Genomic DNA, 15,197 nt, shown 5'->3' on the forward strand with positions numbered 1-15,197 from the left:
GTCTGCTCGCCCTGCGCGCGCTCTACCTGGCAGCACTGGCCTTCACCTGGAAGAGGGGGCGCAACGCATGACGGCCATGGCCGAGCGACACACACCTCAGATGTCGGCAATGGAGTTCGAAACGATCGCCGCCGGCGCTCCCGAGACCGTGACGTTGGAGTTCGTCAACGGACGGATCGGAGTCAAGAAGGCGCCGGACGGGGACCACAGCACCATCGTGTCCTGGCTGGCCCGGCGCTGTATGCAGACCAGGCCCGACCTGGACCTGTACCAGGGCCGAGGGCTCCGGGTGGAGGCTTACCGAGAGGGACGGGTGAAACCGGACGCGGTGCTCGCACCCGAGGCGCACTTCGCGGGACAGGGTGAATGGGCCGACCCGGACGGGGCGCTCATGGTCGTCGAGATCACCTCGTACGACTCGGACACCGACCGGCGGGACCGGCACGAGAAGCCGACCGCGTACGGCCAGGCCGGGATCCCCCTGTACCTCCTGATCGACCGGGACTCCTGCACGGTCACGGTGCACAGCGGCCCGGACCGGAGGATCGGTGGCTATCGCGCCGTCCACACCGCGAAGTTCGGCGAGACGGTTGTCCTCCCCGAGCCGATGGGCATCGAACTCGACACGGAGATCCTCAAGAACTACGTGCGATGAGCCGGGAACGCCCCGCCCGGAGACATCGACCCGGGCGGGGCGTTCGTCGTCGTACGGCCGGTCAGGCCAGCAGCGCCTCGATCGTCCCCTCGTGCGCGTCGCGCAGTTCGGTCAGGGAGAGTTCGAACTCGCCCTGGATCTCCACCGACGCGCCGTCCACGACACCGATGCGGGTCACTGGCAGGCCCCGCGCACCGCACATGTCGTTGAAGCGGACCTCCTCCGAGCGCGGCACCGCGACGATCGCGCGCCCGGCCGACTCGGAGAGGAGGAAGGTGAAGGCGTCCAGGCCGTCGGGCACGACGAGACGCGCGCCCCTGCCGCCGAGCAGCGCGGACTCCACCACGGCCTGGATCAGACCGCCGTCGGACAGGTCGTGCGCCGAGTCGATCATGCCGTCGCGGGAGGCGGAGATCAGGATCTCGGCGAGCAGCCGCTCCCGCTCCAGGTCCACCTTCGGCGGCAGGCCGCCCAGGTGGTCGTGGACGACCTGCGACCAGGCCGAGCCGCCGAACTCCTCGCGGGTGTCGCCGAGGAGGTAGAGCAGCTGCCCCTCCTCCTGGAAGGCGACCGGCGTGCGGCGGGCCACGTCGTCGATCACGCCGAGGACGGCGACCACCGGGGTCGGGTGGATGGCCGCCTCGCCGGTCTGGTTGTAGAGCGAGACGTTGCCGCCGGTCACCGGGGTGCCCAGCTGGAGGCAGCCGTCGGCGAGACCGCGCACGGCCTCCGCGAACTGCCACATGACCGCCGGGTCCTCGGGGGAGCCGAAGTTCAGGCAGTCGGAGACGGCGAGCGGCTTGGCACCGGTGGTCGCCACGTTGCGGTAGGCCTCGGCCAGGGCCAGCTGGGCACCCGTGTAGGGGTCGAGCTTGGCGTAGCGGCCGTTGCCGTCCGTGGCGATGGCGACACCGAGGCCGGTGGCCTCGTCGACGCGGATCATGCCGGAGTCCTCGGGCTGGGCGAGGACCGTGTTGCCCTGCACGAAGTGGTCGTACTGGGAGGTGATCCACTTCTTGGAGGCCTGGTTCGGGGACCCCACCAGCTTCAGGACCTGGTCCTTCAGCTCCGCGGCGGTCGCCGGCCGGGGCAGCTTGTTCGCGTCGTCCGCCTGGAGCTCGTCCTGCCAGGACGGGCGGGCGTACGGGCGCTCGTAGACCGGGCCGTCGTGCGCGACCGTGCGCGGGTCGACGTCCACGATCTTCTCGCCGTGCCAGAAGATCTCCAGGCGGTCGCCGTCGGTCACCTCACCGATGACGGTGGCGATGACGTCCCACTTCTCGCAGATCTCCAGGAAGCGGTCGACCTTGGCCGGCTCGACCACCGCGCACATGCGTTCCTGCGACTCGCTCATGAGGATTTCCTCGGGCGAGAGGGTCGAGTCACGGAGCGGGACGTCGTCCAGGGTGACGGTCATGCCGCCGGAGCCGTTGGAGGCGAGCTCGGAGGTGGCGCAGGACAGGCCGGCCGCGCCGAGGTCCTGGATGCCGACGACGAGCTTCTCGCGGAACGCCTCCAGGGTGCACTCGATGAGCAGCTTCTCCTGGAAGGGGTCGCCGACCTGGACCGCGGGACGCTTGGACGGCTTGGCGTCGTCGAAGGTCTCGCTCGCCAGGATCGACGCGCCGCCGATGCCGTCGCCGCCGGTCCGGGCGCCGTACAGGATGACCTGGTTGCCCGCGCCGGAGGCCTTGGCGAGGTGGATGTCCTCGTGCCGCATCACGCCGATGGCACCGGCGTTGACCAGCGGGTTGCCCTGGTAGCAGGCGTCGAAGACGACCTCGCCGCCGATGTTGGGCAGGCCCAGGCAGTTGCCGTAGCCGCCGATGCCGGCGACGACACCCGGCAGGACGCGCTTGGTGTCGGGGTGGTCGGCGGCACCGAAGCGCAGCGGGTCGACCACGGCCACCGGCCGGGCGCCCATCGCGATGATGTCGCGGACGATGCCGCCGACACCGGTCGCCGCGCCCTGGTACGGCTCGACGTACGACGGGTGGTTGTGCGACTCGACCTTGAAGGTGACCGCGTAGCCCTGGCCGACGTCGACCACACCCGCGTTCTCGCCGATGCCGACGAGCAGGGCGTCCGACCGGGGCGCCTTCTCGCCGAACTGGCGGAGGTGGACCTTGGAGGACTTGTACGAGCAGTGCTCGGACCACATGACCGAGTACATGGCGAGCTCGGCACCGGTCGGGCGGCGGCCGAGGATCTCCACCACCCGCTCGTACTCGTCCTTCTTCAGACCGAGTTCGGCCCAGGGCAGCTCGACGTCGGGGGTCGCGGCCGCGTGCTCGACCGTGTCCAGAGGCGTCCGGCTCATGCGCCCACCAGCTTCTTGAGGATCGAGGTGAAGAAGGGGAGGCCGTCGGTACGGCCCGTGCCGATCAGCGGCTCGACGGCGTGCTCGGGGTGCGGCATGAGGCCGACGACGTTCCCGGCCTCGTTGGTGATGCCGGCGATGTCCCGCTGCGAGCCGTTGGGGTTGAAGTCCACGTACCGGAAGGCGACGCGGCCCTCGGCCTCCAGCTGGTCGAGCGTGTACTCGTCGGCGACGTACCGGCCGTCCATGTTCTTCAGCGGGATGTGGATCTCCTGGCCCGCGCGGTAGTCGGCCGTCCAGGCGGTGTCCGCGTTCTCCACCCGCAGTTTCTGGTCGCGGCAGATGAAGTGGAGGTGGTCGTTGCCGAGCATCGCGCCGGGAAGCAGGTGCGCCTCGGTGAGGACCTGGAAGCCGTTGCAGATACCGAGGACCGGAAGGCCGGCCTTCGCCTGCTCGATGACGGTCCCCATCACCGGCGAGAAGCGGGAGATCGCACCGGCCCGCAGATAGTCGCCGTAGGAGAAACCACCGGGAAGGACCACCGCGTCGACCTGGTGGAGGTCCTTGTCCTTGTGCCAGAGGGCGACCGGTTCCGCACCCGCGAGCCGGATCGCGCGCTGGGTGTCACGGTCGTCGAGGCTTCCCGGGAAAGTGACGACGCCAATACGAGCGGTCACTTCGCCGCCTCCGCGACTTCCTCCACCTTGACGGTGAAGTCCTCGATCACGGTGTTGGCGAGGAAGGATTCCGCAAGATCGTGGATGCGGGCGAGCGCGGCCTCGTCGACCGGCCCGTCAACTTCCAGTTCGAATCGCTTTCCCTGACGTACATCGGAGATGCCTTCGAAACCCAGGCGCGGCAGCGCACGCTGGACCGCCTGGCCCTGGGGGTCGAGGATCTCCGGCTTGAGCATGACGTCGACTACGACGCGTGCCACTGGCACTCCCGGTGTTGTGGTGCTGAGCTGGTGCCTTCAGACTACCCGCACAAAATTTCTACGCGGGTAGAGTTGTAGGAAACTACGTGAGCCGCATCACGATCGGGTGACAGCCGGGGATCCACACGAAAAGTTCTGGGAAAGTTCCCCGGGTTCGCCCGCGACATCTATTGCGCTGGAGACACGCGGACGGATTTAGTCGGGCTTCACTTTGTATTGCCAGGCACTGTACAAATGAATTGGCAATAGCCGATACTCGGCACGTCATCTCGCGCCATCGCGGTCATCACCGATGAGCTGACGATGAGCTGTATAGACGTGCCACACGAAGGGACCGAATATTCGTGGCGCAGAAGGTCGTGGTCACTCTCTTTGACGACATCGACGGCTCGGAAGCGGCGGAAACGATCGCCTTCGGACTGGACGGCAAGTCGTACGAGATCGATCTGAATCAAGCGAACGCCAAGAAACTGCGCAAGGCCCTGGAGCCGTACGTGGTGGCCGGCCGCAAGCGGTCGAAGTCGGGCAAGGCGTACAAGCAGACGGAGGTCGCCCCCGACCCGGCGGCCGTCCGCGCCTGGGCGCAGGCGAACAAGATGGACGTCCCCGCCCGCGGCCGCATCCCGAAGAAGGTGTACGAGGCGTTCAGCGCAGCACAGTGACAGGGCGGTCGGCCGCCCTCAGGGTGCGTCAGCCGCCCCTGCGGGCAGCCGACTTGCGCTACCCCCCTGCTGATCAGCTAATGTCTGGAGCACACCGAGGGACGCGGTCGGAAAACCGGGGCTCACGGAGTACATGCGGGTGTAGTTCAGTAGCAGAACATCCCCCTTCCAGGGGGAAGGCGCAGTGTGCAATTCCTGTCACCCGCTCTGCACCGCCGGTCCTGGTCATGCTTGTGGATCAGGTAGGCTGGTGCTCGCACCGATCGGTGGGAGCCGGTCGGGAGCAGTGCGGACGTAGCTCAGTTGGTAGAGCGCAACCTTGCCAAGGTTGAGGTCGCGAGTTCGAGCCTCGTCGTCCGCTCCAGATCAGAGAGAAACCCCAGTCATATGACTGGGGTTTTTTCGTGCGTCCGCCCTCTTCCACCGGGCCGCCCCTGACATTTGTCATGGCGAGTGATGACACCGCGCACTGCTCCCGGGCCCAGGCCGCGGGGACGCTGGAGTCATGGACGACGAACACGTGATTGAGGTCACAGATCTCCGGCGTGTCTACGGGGGCGGGTTCGAAGCGGTCCGCGGAATCACCTTCTCCGTGGCCCGCGGGGAGATCTTCGCACTGCTCGGCACCAACGGCGCCGGAAAGACATCGACGGTCGAACTGCTGGAGGGACTCGCACCGCCGGACGGCGGCCGGGTCCGGGTACTGGGCCACGACCCGTACCGGGCGCGGGCCGCCGTACGCCCGCGCACCGGCGTCATGCTCCAGGAGGGCGGCTTCCCCTCCGAGCTGACCGTCGGCGAGACGGCACGGATGTGGGCCGGCTGTACGACCGGAGCCCGGCCCACGGCCGAGTCGCTCGGCCTGGTCGGGCTCGGCGGCCGGACGGACGTCCGGGTCAAACAGCTCTCCGGCGGGGAACGGCGCCGCCTCGACCTGGCACTCGCGCTGGCCGGCCGGCCCGAGGTGCTGTTCCTGGACGAGCCGACGACCGGACTCGACGCCGAAGGACGCCGGGCCACCTGGGAGTTGGTGCGCGAACTGCGCGACGCCGGGACGGCCGTCCTGCTCACCACGCACTACCTGGAGGAGGCCGAGGACCTCGCCGACCGGCTCGCGATCCTGCACCAGGGGCGCGTCGCGACCGCCGGCACCCCGGCCGAGGTGACCGCGGGCCGGCCCGCGCGGATCTCCTTCGACCTGCCCGACGGGTACTTCCTCGGCGACCTGCCGCCGCTCGGCGTGCTCGGTGTGTGCGGGCACGAGGCCGAGGGCAGGGCCGTACGGCTGCGGACCCGGGAGCCGCAGCGGACCGCCCACGGGGTACTGACCTGGGCCGAGCGGACCGGGGTCGAGCTGGGCCGCCTGGAGGTGCGGTCGGCCTCGCTGGAGGAGGCGTTCCTGGGGATCGCGAAGGAGGCGGCCGCATGAACACGCCGACCACGACGGCTCTCCGGCGCCGCCGGCTGGGCGCCCTCGCCCGCGCCGAACTGCTGCTCCTCGGCCGCAACCGCAGTGCGGTGCTCATCGCGCTGCTCGTGCCGCTCTCCCTGCCGATCACCGTACGGCCCGCCTTCGGCCAGCTCGACCTCAAGGGGAAGGGGCTGAACACCGGCACCCTGATGCTGACCGCCGCGATCGGCTTCTCCTTCCTCTTCGCCGTGTACACCTCCCTGGTGAGCGCCTACGTGGCCCGCCGCGAGGAACTCGTCCTCAAACGGCTGCGCACCGGCGAGCTCGCCGACGCGGAGATCCTGGCCGGGACCGCCCTGCCCGCCGTCTGCCTCGGCCTGGCACAGGCACTGGTCCTGACCGTCGGCTGCGCGGTGCTGCTGCACGCGGGCGTGCCCGCGGCGCCGTACCTCACCGTGCTGGGCCTGCTGACCGGCCTGCTGATCAGCGCCGCGCTCGCCGCGCTCACCTCGGCCTTCACCCGGACCACCGAGAGCGCCCAGGTCACCGCGCTGCCCGTGGTCTTCGTCTCGATGCTGGGCTCGGGCATCGCCGTCCCGGCGGACGCCCTGCCCGACCGGGTCGCCAGGGCCGGCGAACTCCTCCCGCTCTCCCCGGCGGTCCGGCTGGTCCGGGCCGGCTGGACCGGCGAGCTGAGCACGGCCCAGGCCCTGACCACCACCCTCACCGCGCTGGCCTGGACCGCGGTCGCGGTGTTTGCTGTACGGCGGTGGTTCCGCTGGGAACCCCGGCGCTGAGGGGAACGGGACCGGGATGAGCGCAGCTGCGGGAGGCTGGTGGCGGGGGAAGAGCACACCGGCCAAGATCGAGACGTACACCCGGTGGTCGTTCCACTTCTTCGCGGTGGTCGAGGTCGCGGCGATCGGACTGCCGGTCCTCGCGCAGGCGGGGGCGGATGTCGCGGGCTGGATGACGGCGATGGTCGTCGGCCACGCACTGCTCTGCGCGGTGACCGCCTCCCGGGCGCTGGACTGGACGCGCGGTCGGCGGGAGCAGCCGGTGCGGCTGCTGTGGGTACTGGGCGCGGCGACCTGTGTCCTCGCCGTCGTGGCCCTGGCCCTGCGCAGGCACGGCGGCCCGGACGACGGCACGGAGAACGCGGCGGGGACCGTCTTCGCGATGATATTGGCCTTCGGGGCCGGCACCATGGCGCTCGGCGTACGCAACCGGCGGCGCGTGGCGGCACAGACCACGGGCTTCGCGTTCGGGGCGGCCGTGCTGTCCCTGCCGCTGGGCGTTCCCGGGCCCGAAGCAGTGGTCACGGCGTGCGTGGTGCTCCTCTCCGGCAGCTTCCTCGCCGCCACCTCGATCTTCTCCGTCTGGCTGCTGAACGCCGTCTACGAACTCGACGAGGCCCGCGAGACCCGCGCGCGGCTCGCCGTCGCCGAGGAACGGCTGCGGTTCGGACGCGATCTGCACGACGTGCTCGGCCGGAACCTCGCCGTCATCGCCCTCAAGAGCGAGCTGGCCGTACAGCTGGCCCGGCGCGAACGGCCCGAGGCCGTGGAGCAGATGATCGAGGTGCAGCGGATCGCGCAGGAGTCGCAGCGCGAGGTACGCGATGTCGTACGGGGGTACCGGGAGGCCGACCTGAGTGCCGAACTCGCCGGTGCACAGGGGGTGTTGACGGCCGCGGGGATCTCCTGCGAGCTGTCCGGGGACACCGCGGGACTGCCCGCGGAGGTCCAGTCGGCGCTGGGCTGGGTGGTACGGGAGGCCACCACCAATGTGCTGCGGCACGGGGATGCGAGCCGCTGCTCGGTGGGACTGCGGGTACGGGAGGGGCAGGTGGTGCTGACGGTGGAGAACGACGGGGTCGCGGTGCGCGGAAGCGGTCCGGGCCAGGAGCGCGGTGGGAGCGGTGGCTCCGGACTGGCCGGGCTGCGGGAGCGGCTCGCCGTGGTCGACGGGGCGCTGGAGGCCGGGCCGGCGGGACCGGACGGGTTCCGGGTGGTGGCATCGGTGCCGCTGTCCGGCCGTACGGCTGATGCGAAGGTGAGTGGAGTCACGTCATGACGTCTCCGGTACGGCTGTTGCTCGCGGACGACGAGCATCTGATCCGGGGCGCGCTGGCCGCGCTGCTCGGCCTGGAGGACGACCTGGTCGTCGTCGCCGAGGCGGCCACCGGCCCGGAGGCGCTCGCCATGGCGCGGGCCCATCGCCCCGATGTCGCGGTGCTGGATCTCCAGATGCCCGGCGCGGACGGTGTGAGGGTGGCCACATCGCTGCGTGCCGAACTGCCCGGCTGCCAGGTGCTGATCGTCACCGGTCACGGGCGGCCCGGTCATCTGAAGCGGGCGCTGGCGGCCGGTGTGCGCGGGTTCGTCCCGAAGACGGTGAGTGCGCAGCGGCTCGCCGAGATCATCCGCACCGTGCACGCCGGAAACCGGTACATCGACCCGGAGTTGGCCGCCGACGCGATCTCCGCCGGGGACTCGCCGCTGACCGCGCGGGAGGCCGAGGTGCTGGAGCTGGCGGCCGACGGGGCGCCGGTCGCGGAGATCGCCGAGCGGGCCGCGCTGTCGCCGGGGACGGTGCGGAACTACCTCTCCTCGGCCGTCACCAAGCTCGGTGCGGAGAACCGTCATGCGGCAGTGCGTCTCGCACGGGAGCGAGGTTGGGTATAGTTGCTCTCGCGCCACGGCGCATGCGGACGTAGCTCAGTTGGTAGAGCGCAACCTTGCCAAGGTTGAGGTCGCGAGTTCGAGCCTCGTCGTCCGCTCAGTGGAGAAGGCCCCCGGTTTCTGCCGGGGGCCTTCGGCTGTTCCCGGGCCCGGAGGCCCGGGAACCTGCGTCACGACCAGGTGTTGCCGGTCAGCCGCTCGTACGCCTCGACGTACTTCGCGCGGGTCGCCTCGACCACGTGCTCCGGCAGCGGCGGCGGGGGCTGCTCGCTCCTGCGGTCCCAGCCGGACTCGGCCGAGGTCAGCCAGTCGCGCACGTACTGCTTGTCGAACGACGGCTGGGCGCGGCCCGGCTGCCACTCGTCGGCCGGCCAGAACCGGGACGAGTCCGGGGTGAGGACCTCGTCGGCGAGGACCAGGGTGTCGTTCTCGAAGCCGAACTCGAACTTCGTGTCGGCCAGGAGGATCCCCCGGTCCCGGGCGATGTCCCGGGCGCGGCCGTACACCGCGAGGGTGGCCTGGCGCAGCTGGGCGGCGGTCTCGGCGCCGACCTGGCGGGCGACCTCCTCGTACGACACGTTCTCGTCGTGCTCGCCGACCTCGGCCTTGGTGGCCGGGGTGAAGATCGGGCCGGGCAGCTCCGAGCCGTCGACCAGCCCCTCGGGGAGGGCGAGCCCGCAGACCGTACGCGACTCCTGGTACTCGGCGAGGCCGGAGCCGGTGAGGTAGCCGCGGGCCACGCACTCGACCGGGAGCATCTTCAGGGACTTGCAGATCAGGGTGCGGCCCGCCCAGTCGGCGGGGGCGCCCTCGGGCAGCTCGGTGCTGATGACGTGGTTCGGGACCAGGTCGGCGAGCTTGTCGAACCACCACAGGGAGAGCTGGGTGAGCACCCGTCCCTTGTCGGGGATCTCGGTCGGCAGCACCCAGTCGTAGGCGGACAGGCGGTCGCTGGCGACCATCACGAGGTCACCGGCCGCGTTCTGGTAGAGCTCGCGCACCTTGCCGGTGTGCAGATGCACCAGACCCGGCACCTCCACGGGCTCGGGCTTTTCGACGAATCCGGACACGGTTCCTCCCCGTGGTTCTGTACAGGTGCCCTTGATTCTCCCGTATGCCGGGTTGCGCACGGACACGGGGGCCACGCGGACGCCTGTGCGGGTCAGTCGTGCTTGCAGATGCGGTCCAGGAGGTTGGCGGTGGCGCGCTGGACGCGTGGGTCGGTGTGGCCGGGGCGGTCCAGGGCCGGCGACCAGGCGAAGGTGCCGGAGGCGAAGACCAGGGCGCCGGAGGGGGCGCGGTAGAGGGAGGTCTCCTGGTGACGCAGGGCGCCGTCGTTGTCGGTGTAGGGGGAGTGGGCGAGCAGGATGCGCGCCTCGTGCTCGGGCAGCGCGGTGCGCGGGAAGTAGCGGTCGGCCTCGCCGGCCACCAGGCCCGGCAGTTCGTCGCCCTCGTGCGCGGCGGTGGCCTCCCAGAGCCAGTGCCCCGCGTTGCGCACGATCAGGGGGTACGGCTCGGGCACCCGGCCCGCGTACTGGATGCCGACCGTCTGCTGTTCGGGCCGGTCGATCTCGCGCCAGAGCACGGGCTTGCCCGGACCCCTGCGTTTTCGGCAGGTCAGCAGGCGGTTCGCGACCCCGGACGGGGAGGGGCCCAACTCCACCTGCCAGTACATGGTGTTGGCGGAGAGGAAGACGAGGCTCGTGCCGCTGTCCCGGGCCAGTTCGACCGTGCGGCGCATCTGCGGGGACCAGTACTCGTCGTGGCCCGGGAAGACCAGGCCCCGGTAGCGGGTGGGGTCGACACGGCCGGCGTGCAGGTCGCGGGCGTCGGCGTAGGCGAGGTCGTAGCCGTAGCGCTCGGCCCAGCGGATGAAGTCGTAGGCGTGGCCGACGTGCAGGGGCAGGCCGGCGCCCGCGTACGGCCGGTCGAAGGAGACGGTGGTCGCCGCGTCGGCCTCGCCGAGCAGCCGGCCCCGCTCGTCCCAGGCGTGGTAGAGGCTGGCCCCGGTACGGCCGTCCTCCGGGTAGAGGTTGTACGCCTGCCAGGTGATGTCCGGCAACAGGAGCAGCAGGTCGGCCGGGTGGTTGTCGCGGATCGTGAAGGGCACGTGCGAGCGGTAGCCGTCGGCCGTGGTGAGCACCGCGACGTACGCGCCGATGCTCCAGTACGACGGGACCTGCAGCCGCCAGGACAGCCACCAGTGGTGGCAGGAGACCGTGCGGTCGGCGGCCAGCGGCGGCGGCTGGACGATGCCGGACAGCCGGGGGCTGGTGGTGATCTTGGATGCGCCGTCACCGCCGTAGTGGCCGATGCGGTAGACGTCGACGCTGAACTCCTGCGGCGGGTCGACGGTGATGTGGAAGTCGACGGCCTCGCCCGGGGCGACCGCGCCGGTCGAGGCGAACCCCTTGATCTGGCGGTGCACGTCGTCCGCCGAGCGCGGGCCGCCGAGCGCGGCGCGCGGTGCGGGGACCCGGGGGTTCTCGCCGGTGGGCTGCGGCCGGCTGGGGTCCACGTACCAGGGGACGACGTGACCGGTGTCGTCGAAATAGGTCTCGCTGCCGCGCAGCCAGGGGACGGGCCCCTGACCGAAGGGATCCGTGACGGCGTGCGCAAGTGCTCCCGACTCCCAGCGGCGGATGTGGTCCGATGCCATGGTGGCTCCCCTCCCTCGTGCCCCCGTGAAGCGTGCTGATACGAGCCGATGTGTGCGATGCGCGCGAGATGCGCGCCGTACCGTGTCGCGCTGTGCGATGCCGTGCGGTGGCGCGTCGCGTGCTGTGACTGTGGCGTCTGTCTTATGTCGGATGCGCTTGCCACAACCGCGAACGGTCCCAGCACATCACATAACGCACGCGTCCGGTCACGGTTCGTTGCGAATTTGCCTGAAGTGGAACAGTTTGCTCCGCTAAAGCATCGAAAGGCCGAGGTCAGACCAGTCGGACCGGCTTCTCGGGACGTATCCCGGACTCGACCAGCCAGGCCCGCAGCGGGGCTGGGTCTCCCTCCTCGATGAGACTGAGGACTCTGGGCGTCAGGTCGGCGGCCCGCTCGCCGTCGACCAGCAGGGACGGGCCGTCCAGCCAGTCCAGGCCGGGGGTTGCTCCGGCGGTGTCCACGGCCGCGCAGCACACCATCGCCGTGACGTGGGCGGCGAGCAGCTCGCGGGCGGTGCGCGGGGGTTGGAGCGGGAAGAGGGGCAGCGCGCCCTCGTCACGGAGGGGGGTGCCGGGGGTGCCCTGGCCGGCCGGGGCGGGGCAGCCGGGGCGCACGGTGCCGGTCGCCTCCGCGTGCTCCTCGCGGGCGAGGGCCGCGGTGAGCCCGGCGGCGAGGGCGGCGCTGCGTTCGGTACCGCTGGTCTCCTCGCCTTCCTCGTCGTAGCCGGGGATGCGGGGGTCCGCGTCGTGGCCGGAGTTGCGGGGGTCCGCGTCGTAACCGGGGGCGTGGGGATCCTCGTCGTAACCGGGCACGCGGGGGTCCCCGTCGTCACCGGGGCCGCCGGAATCCCCGTCATAGCCAGGGCTGCGGGAGCCCCCGTCGTAACCACGGACGCGGGAATCCCCGTCATGACCGGAGCCGCCGGAATCCCCGTCGTAACCGCGGACGTGGGGATCCTCGTCGTGGGTCGGGAGGCAGGGGCGCCTGATCGGGGCGGACGGGTCGGTCAGGTGGTCCATGACTCGGGCCAGGGTGGGGCCGCCGGGGTCGGGGGCGGCCGGGTCGAGGGTGGCGCGGACCCCCAGGGCGTCCAGGACCCGGTGCAGACGGGCCGCCTCGGTGCGCCAGGTACGGTCGACGACCTCCTCCGGATACTCCTGCCAGGCCACCGGCGACCAGGCCGGGCCCGGCTCGGCGGGGCCGCCGTGGAAGAGGCGGGCGGCGAGCAGCGAGGCCGCCTCGTCCACCAGCCCCGGCTCCTCCAGCAGATCGCAGGCGGGCCGCTCGCCCAGCCGGGAGGCGAAGCCCTCGGCCAGCCGGTCGCGCCGGGACAGCTCGGTGAGGGCCGCCACCACGCCCGCGTCCAGCCGGGAGGGCCAGCGGCCCATCCGCCAGGCGGGCAGCGCGACCCGGGTGAGCAGGCGGTCCCAGCCGGCGTACGCGAGGCCGACCTGCTCCTGGGCGACGATCCGCAGTCCGTAGTCCACGGCCTGGGCCCGCTCGGCCGCCGCGGCGGCGACCCCGCGCTCCATCAGCGCCGCGTGCTCCCGGCAGCCGCGCAGCAGCACCCTGGCAACCCAGCCGACGCCCCCGCACAGCAGGCGGGTGGCCGGACATCGGCCGGAGACCGCGGAGACGGCCACCGCCGCGTCCAGGCCCCGGACGAAACGGCGGGCGGCGGCTATGTCCGGGTGTGCCGAGGGTCCCGTACCGGCGACGACCGGGGCGAGGACCGCGCGGAGCTCGCCGACGCGCATCCACCACAGGAACGGGGAGCCGATGACGAGGACGGGGGCGGCCGGGGTGCGGCGGTGCAGCCCGGGGGTGCCGAGCTCGTCGCCGCCCCTGGGCGCGGGCGGGCCGTGGGCCGGATGGGTGCGGTCCTCCAGCCAGCTGTCGCAGTCCGGGGTGAGCGCTATGGCGGAGGGCGCCGGCACGTCGAGGCGGTCGGCGAGGTCGCGCACCATCCGGTACAGGTCCGGGGCGGACTCCTCCGGGATCGGGACCGTGGGGGTCACCGCCGGGCGGGCGCGGGCCACGACCAGGGCGACGCCGACGGCGGCCAGCAGCACCAGGACGGCGAACACGCCGACGATCCAGCGGGCGGTGTCCCAGCCGCGGCCCACGAAGTGGCCGGTGGAACCGCCGGTCAGCAGGATCACCGTGGCCGCGGCGGGCAACAGGGCCACCGCCAGGGCCCGGCCGCGGATGCGCAGCACGGCGAGGGCCCGGGTACGCGCTGCCTGCGCTCCCGCCTCCGCACCGATACCGGTACTGGTCACGTCCGGACCTCACCCCCTCCCTGCTGTCCTCGCGCCGCCTTGGCTGTTGCTCACTCCCCCACTGTGGCACCCACCACTGACATCGCAATGCCGGTGGGCCAAGTGCCGGAACGCCTGCGCCGCACCCTAGTTGGGGCTCCGGCCGCCGTCAGCCGGATGGGGCATCGGTCACTCGATGGAATGGCCTTGGTCAGAGGTGATCGACAGACAGCAATGATCAGGCCCCGGATTTCGGGTCCGGGGCCTGTCGAGAGCGAGTCGGTTCTGTGGAGCTGGTGAGGCCGGTGGAGTCGGCGGGACAGGCGGGCCTCGCAGGTCCCTAGGCCTGGGCGGCTTCCTCCGCCGCCGCCTTCGCGGCGATGTCCGTACGGTGCTGGGAGCCGTCGAGGCCGATCCGCGCCACCGCCGCGTACGCCCGCTCCCGGGCCTGGCTCAGGTCCGTGCCCGTCGCCGTGACGGAGAGGACCCGGCCACCGGCGCTGACGACGTCGTCGCCGGCCCGCTTCGTCCCCGCGTGCAGGACGTAGGCGTGCGGCGCGTCCTCGGCCGCCACCGCGTCGAGGCCGGTGATGGGGTCACCGGAACGCGGGGTGCCCGGGTAGTTGTGCGAGGCGACGACGACGGTGACCGCGGCGTCCTCGCTCCAGCGCAGCGGCGGCAGGTCGGCGAGGCCGCCGTTGGCCGCGGCGAGCAGGACGCCGGCCAGCGGGGTCCGCAGGCGGGCGAGGACCACCTGGGTCTCCGGGTCGCCGAACCGGGCGTTGAACTCGATGACCCGCACGCCGCGCGAGGTGATCGCGAGGCCGGCGTAGAGGAGACCGGAGAACGGGGTCCCGCGGCGCCGCATCTCGTCGACGGTCGGCTGGAGGACGGTCTGCAGGACCTCGTCGACGAGCTTGGGGTCGGCCCAGGGCAGCGGGGAGTACGCCCCCATGCCGCCGGTGTTCGGGCCCTCGTCCCCGTCCAGGGCACGCTTGAAGTCCTGCGCGGGCTGGAGCGGGAGGACCGTCTCGCCGTCGGTGATCGCGAAGAGGGAGACCTCGGGACCGTCGAGGAACTCCTCGATGACGACCTGGTCGCAGGCGGCGGCATGCGCCTTGGCGTCGTCCAGGTCGTCGGTGACCACGACGCCCTTGCCGGCCGCGAGCCCGTCGTCCTTCACGACGTACGGCGCGCCGAAGGCGTCCAGCGCCTCGGCGACCTCCTCGGCGTTCGTGCAGACGTACGAACGGGCGGTGGGCACCGCGGCCCCCGCCATCACGTCCTTGGCGAACGCCTTGGACCCCTCGATCCGCGCGGCCGCACCGGAGGGGCCGAACACCGGGATGCCCGCGTCGCGCACGGCGTCGGCGACCCCGGCGACCAGGGGGGCCTCCGGGCCTACGACCACGAGGTCGGCGCCGAGTTCCACGGCGAGGGCCGCCACGGCCCCGCCGTCCAGGGCGTCGACCTGGTGCAGCTCGGCCACCTCGGCGATGCCGGCGTTGCCGGGAGCGCAGTACAGCGCGGTGACTTCGGAATCGAGGGACAGAGAGCGGCACAGGGCGTGTTCGCGGGCGCCGCTGCCGATGACGAGGACCTTCAC

Annotated in this window: 13 protein-coding genes and 3 tRNA genes; 9 read left to right on the plus strand and 7 right to left on the minus strand. The window is 71.7% G+C overall.

Features of this window, described 5'->3' with window-relative positions:
- Positions 1-67 precede the first annotated feature (67 nt).
- Positions 68-655 carry a Uma2 family endonuclease gene (locus tag IEZ11_RS12145; RefSeq protein ID WP_189262715.1) on the plus strand — a complete coding sequence of 196 codons (588 nt, stop codon included), beginning with the start codon at positions 68-70 and terminating at the stop codon, positions 653-655.
- A 61-nt stretch (positions 656-716) separates the two neighbouring features.
- Here IEZ11_RS12145 and purL read toward each other — a convergent pair whose 3' ends face one another.
- The 3 genes from purL to purS are packed head-to-tail and all read right to left on the minus strand — an operon-like array spanning position 717 to position 3,912.
- Positions 717-2,975: a phosphoribosylformylglycinamidine synthase subunit PurL gene (gene purL, locus IEZ11_RS12150; protein ID WP_189262716.1), complete on the minus strand. Its 2,259-nt coding sequence runs from the start codon at positions 2,973-2,975 to the stop codon at positions 717-719.
- Entirely contained in the window at positions 2,972-3,652 is a 681-nt protein-coding gene (gene purQ, locus IEZ11_RS12155; protein WP_189262717.1) for a phosphoribosylformylglycinamidine synthase subunit PurQ, read from the minus strand. Before purQ ends, purL begins: the two co-directional genes overlap by 4 nt.
- A complete protein-coding gene (gene purS, locus IEZ11_RS12160; protein WP_015659417.1) occupies positions 3,649-3,912 on the minus strand; it encodes a phosphoribosylformylglycinamidine synthase subunit PurS in 264 nt (87 codons plus the stop codon). The genes purQ and purS overlap by 4 nt, the downstream gene beginning before the upstream one ends.
- A 344-nt stretch (positions 3,913-4,256) precedes the next feature.
- Between purS and IEZ11_RS12165 the strand changes: the two genes are divergently transcribed.
- The 8 genes from IEZ11_RS12165 to IEZ11_RS12200 all read left to right on the plus strand — a co-directional run bounded on the left by IEZ11_RS12165 (position 4,257) and on the right by IEZ11_RS12200 (position 8,767).
- Positions 4,257-4,574, plus strand: coding sequence for a histone-like nucleoid-structuring protein Lsr2 (locus IEZ11_RS12165; protein WP_189262718.1), 318 nt, complete (start codon positions 4,257-4,259; stop codon positions 4,572-4,574).
- A 135-nt stretch (positions 4,575-4,709) separates the two neighbouring features.
- Positions 4,710-4,781 (plus strand) — tRNA-Gly (locus tag IEZ11_RS12170).
- A gap of 81 nt (positions 4,782-4,862) precedes the next feature.
- A tRNA-Gly gene (locus tag IEZ11_RS12175) sits at positions 4,863-4,938 on the plus strand.
- Positions 4,939-5,079: 141 nt separating this feature from the next.
- Positions 5,080-6,003: an ABC transporter ATP-binding protein gene (locus tag IEZ11_RS12180; protein WP_189262719.1), complete on the plus strand. Its 924-nt coding sequence runs from the start codon at positions 5,080-5,082 to the stop codon at positions 6,001-6,003.
- Complete coding sequence (locus tag IEZ11_RS12185) at positions 6,000-6,782, plus strand: ABC transporter permease (RefSeq protein WP_189262720.1); 783 nt, start codon at positions 6,000-6,002, stop codon at positions 6,780-6,782. Before IEZ11_RS12180 ends, IEZ11_RS12185 begins: the two co-directional genes overlap by 4 nt.
- 16 nt (positions 6,783-6,798) lie before the next feature.
- Positions 6,799-8,061, plus strand: a complete 1,263-nt coding sequence (locus IEZ11_RS12190; RefSeq protein ID WP_189262721.1) for a sensor histidine kinase — start codon at positions 6,799-6,801, stop codon at positions 8,059-8,061.
- A complete protein-coding gene (locus tag IEZ11_RS12195) occupies positions 8,058-8,672 on the plus strand; it encodes a response regulator transcription factor (protein ID WP_189262722.1) in 615 nt (204 codons plus the stop codon). Before IEZ11_RS12190 ends, IEZ11_RS12195 begins: the two co-directional genes overlap by 4 nt.
- A gap of 22 nt (positions 8,673-8,694) precedes the next feature.
- A tRNA-Gly gene (locus tag IEZ11_RS12200) sits at positions 8,695-8,767 on the plus strand.
- A gap of 72 nt (positions 8,768-8,839) precedes the next feature.
- On the opposite strand, the gene IEZ11_RS12205 is transcribed toward IEZ11_RS12200, so the two are convergent.
- The 4 genes from IEZ11_RS12205 to purD all read right to left on the minus strand — a co-directional run bounded on the left by IEZ11_RS12205 (position 8,840) and on the right by purD (position 15,197).
- Positions 8,840-9,739 (minus strand): phosphoribosylaminoimidazolesuccinocarboxamide synthase, encoded by a 900-nt coding sequence (locus IEZ11_RS12205; protein WP_189262723.1) that lies wholly within the window; start codon positions 9,737-9,739, stop codon positions 8,840-8,842.
- Positions 9,740-9,831: 92 nt separating this feature from the next.
- Entirely contained in the window at positions 9,832-11,328 is a 1,497-nt protein-coding gene (locus IEZ11_RS12210) for a N,N-dimethylformamidase beta subunit family domain-containing protein (RefSeq protein ID WP_189262724.1), read from the minus strand.
- 274 nt (positions 11,329-11,602) lie between these two features.
- Positions 11,603-13,612 carry a M48 family metalloprotease gene (locus tag IEZ11_RS12215; RefSeq protein WP_229712976.1) on the minus strand — a complete coding sequence of 670 codons (2,010 nt, stop codon included), beginning with the start codon at positions 13,610-13,612 and terminating at the stop codon, positions 11,603-11,605.
- 319 nt (positions 13,613-13,931) lie between these two features.
- The gene (purD, locus tag IEZ11_RS12220; RefSeq protein WP_189262725.1) at positions 13,932-15,197 is read right to left on the minus strand and encodes a phosphoribosylamine--glycine ligase; all 1,266 of its coding nucleotides are present in this window, start codon (positions 15,195-15,197) and stop codon (positions 13,932-13,934) included.

Source organism: Streptomyces fuscichromogenes (assembly GCF_014645815.1).
Taxonomy (GTDB): domain Bacteria; phylum Actinomycetota; class Actinomycetes; order Streptomycetales; family Streptomycetaceae; genus Streptomyces; species Streptomyces fuscichromogenes.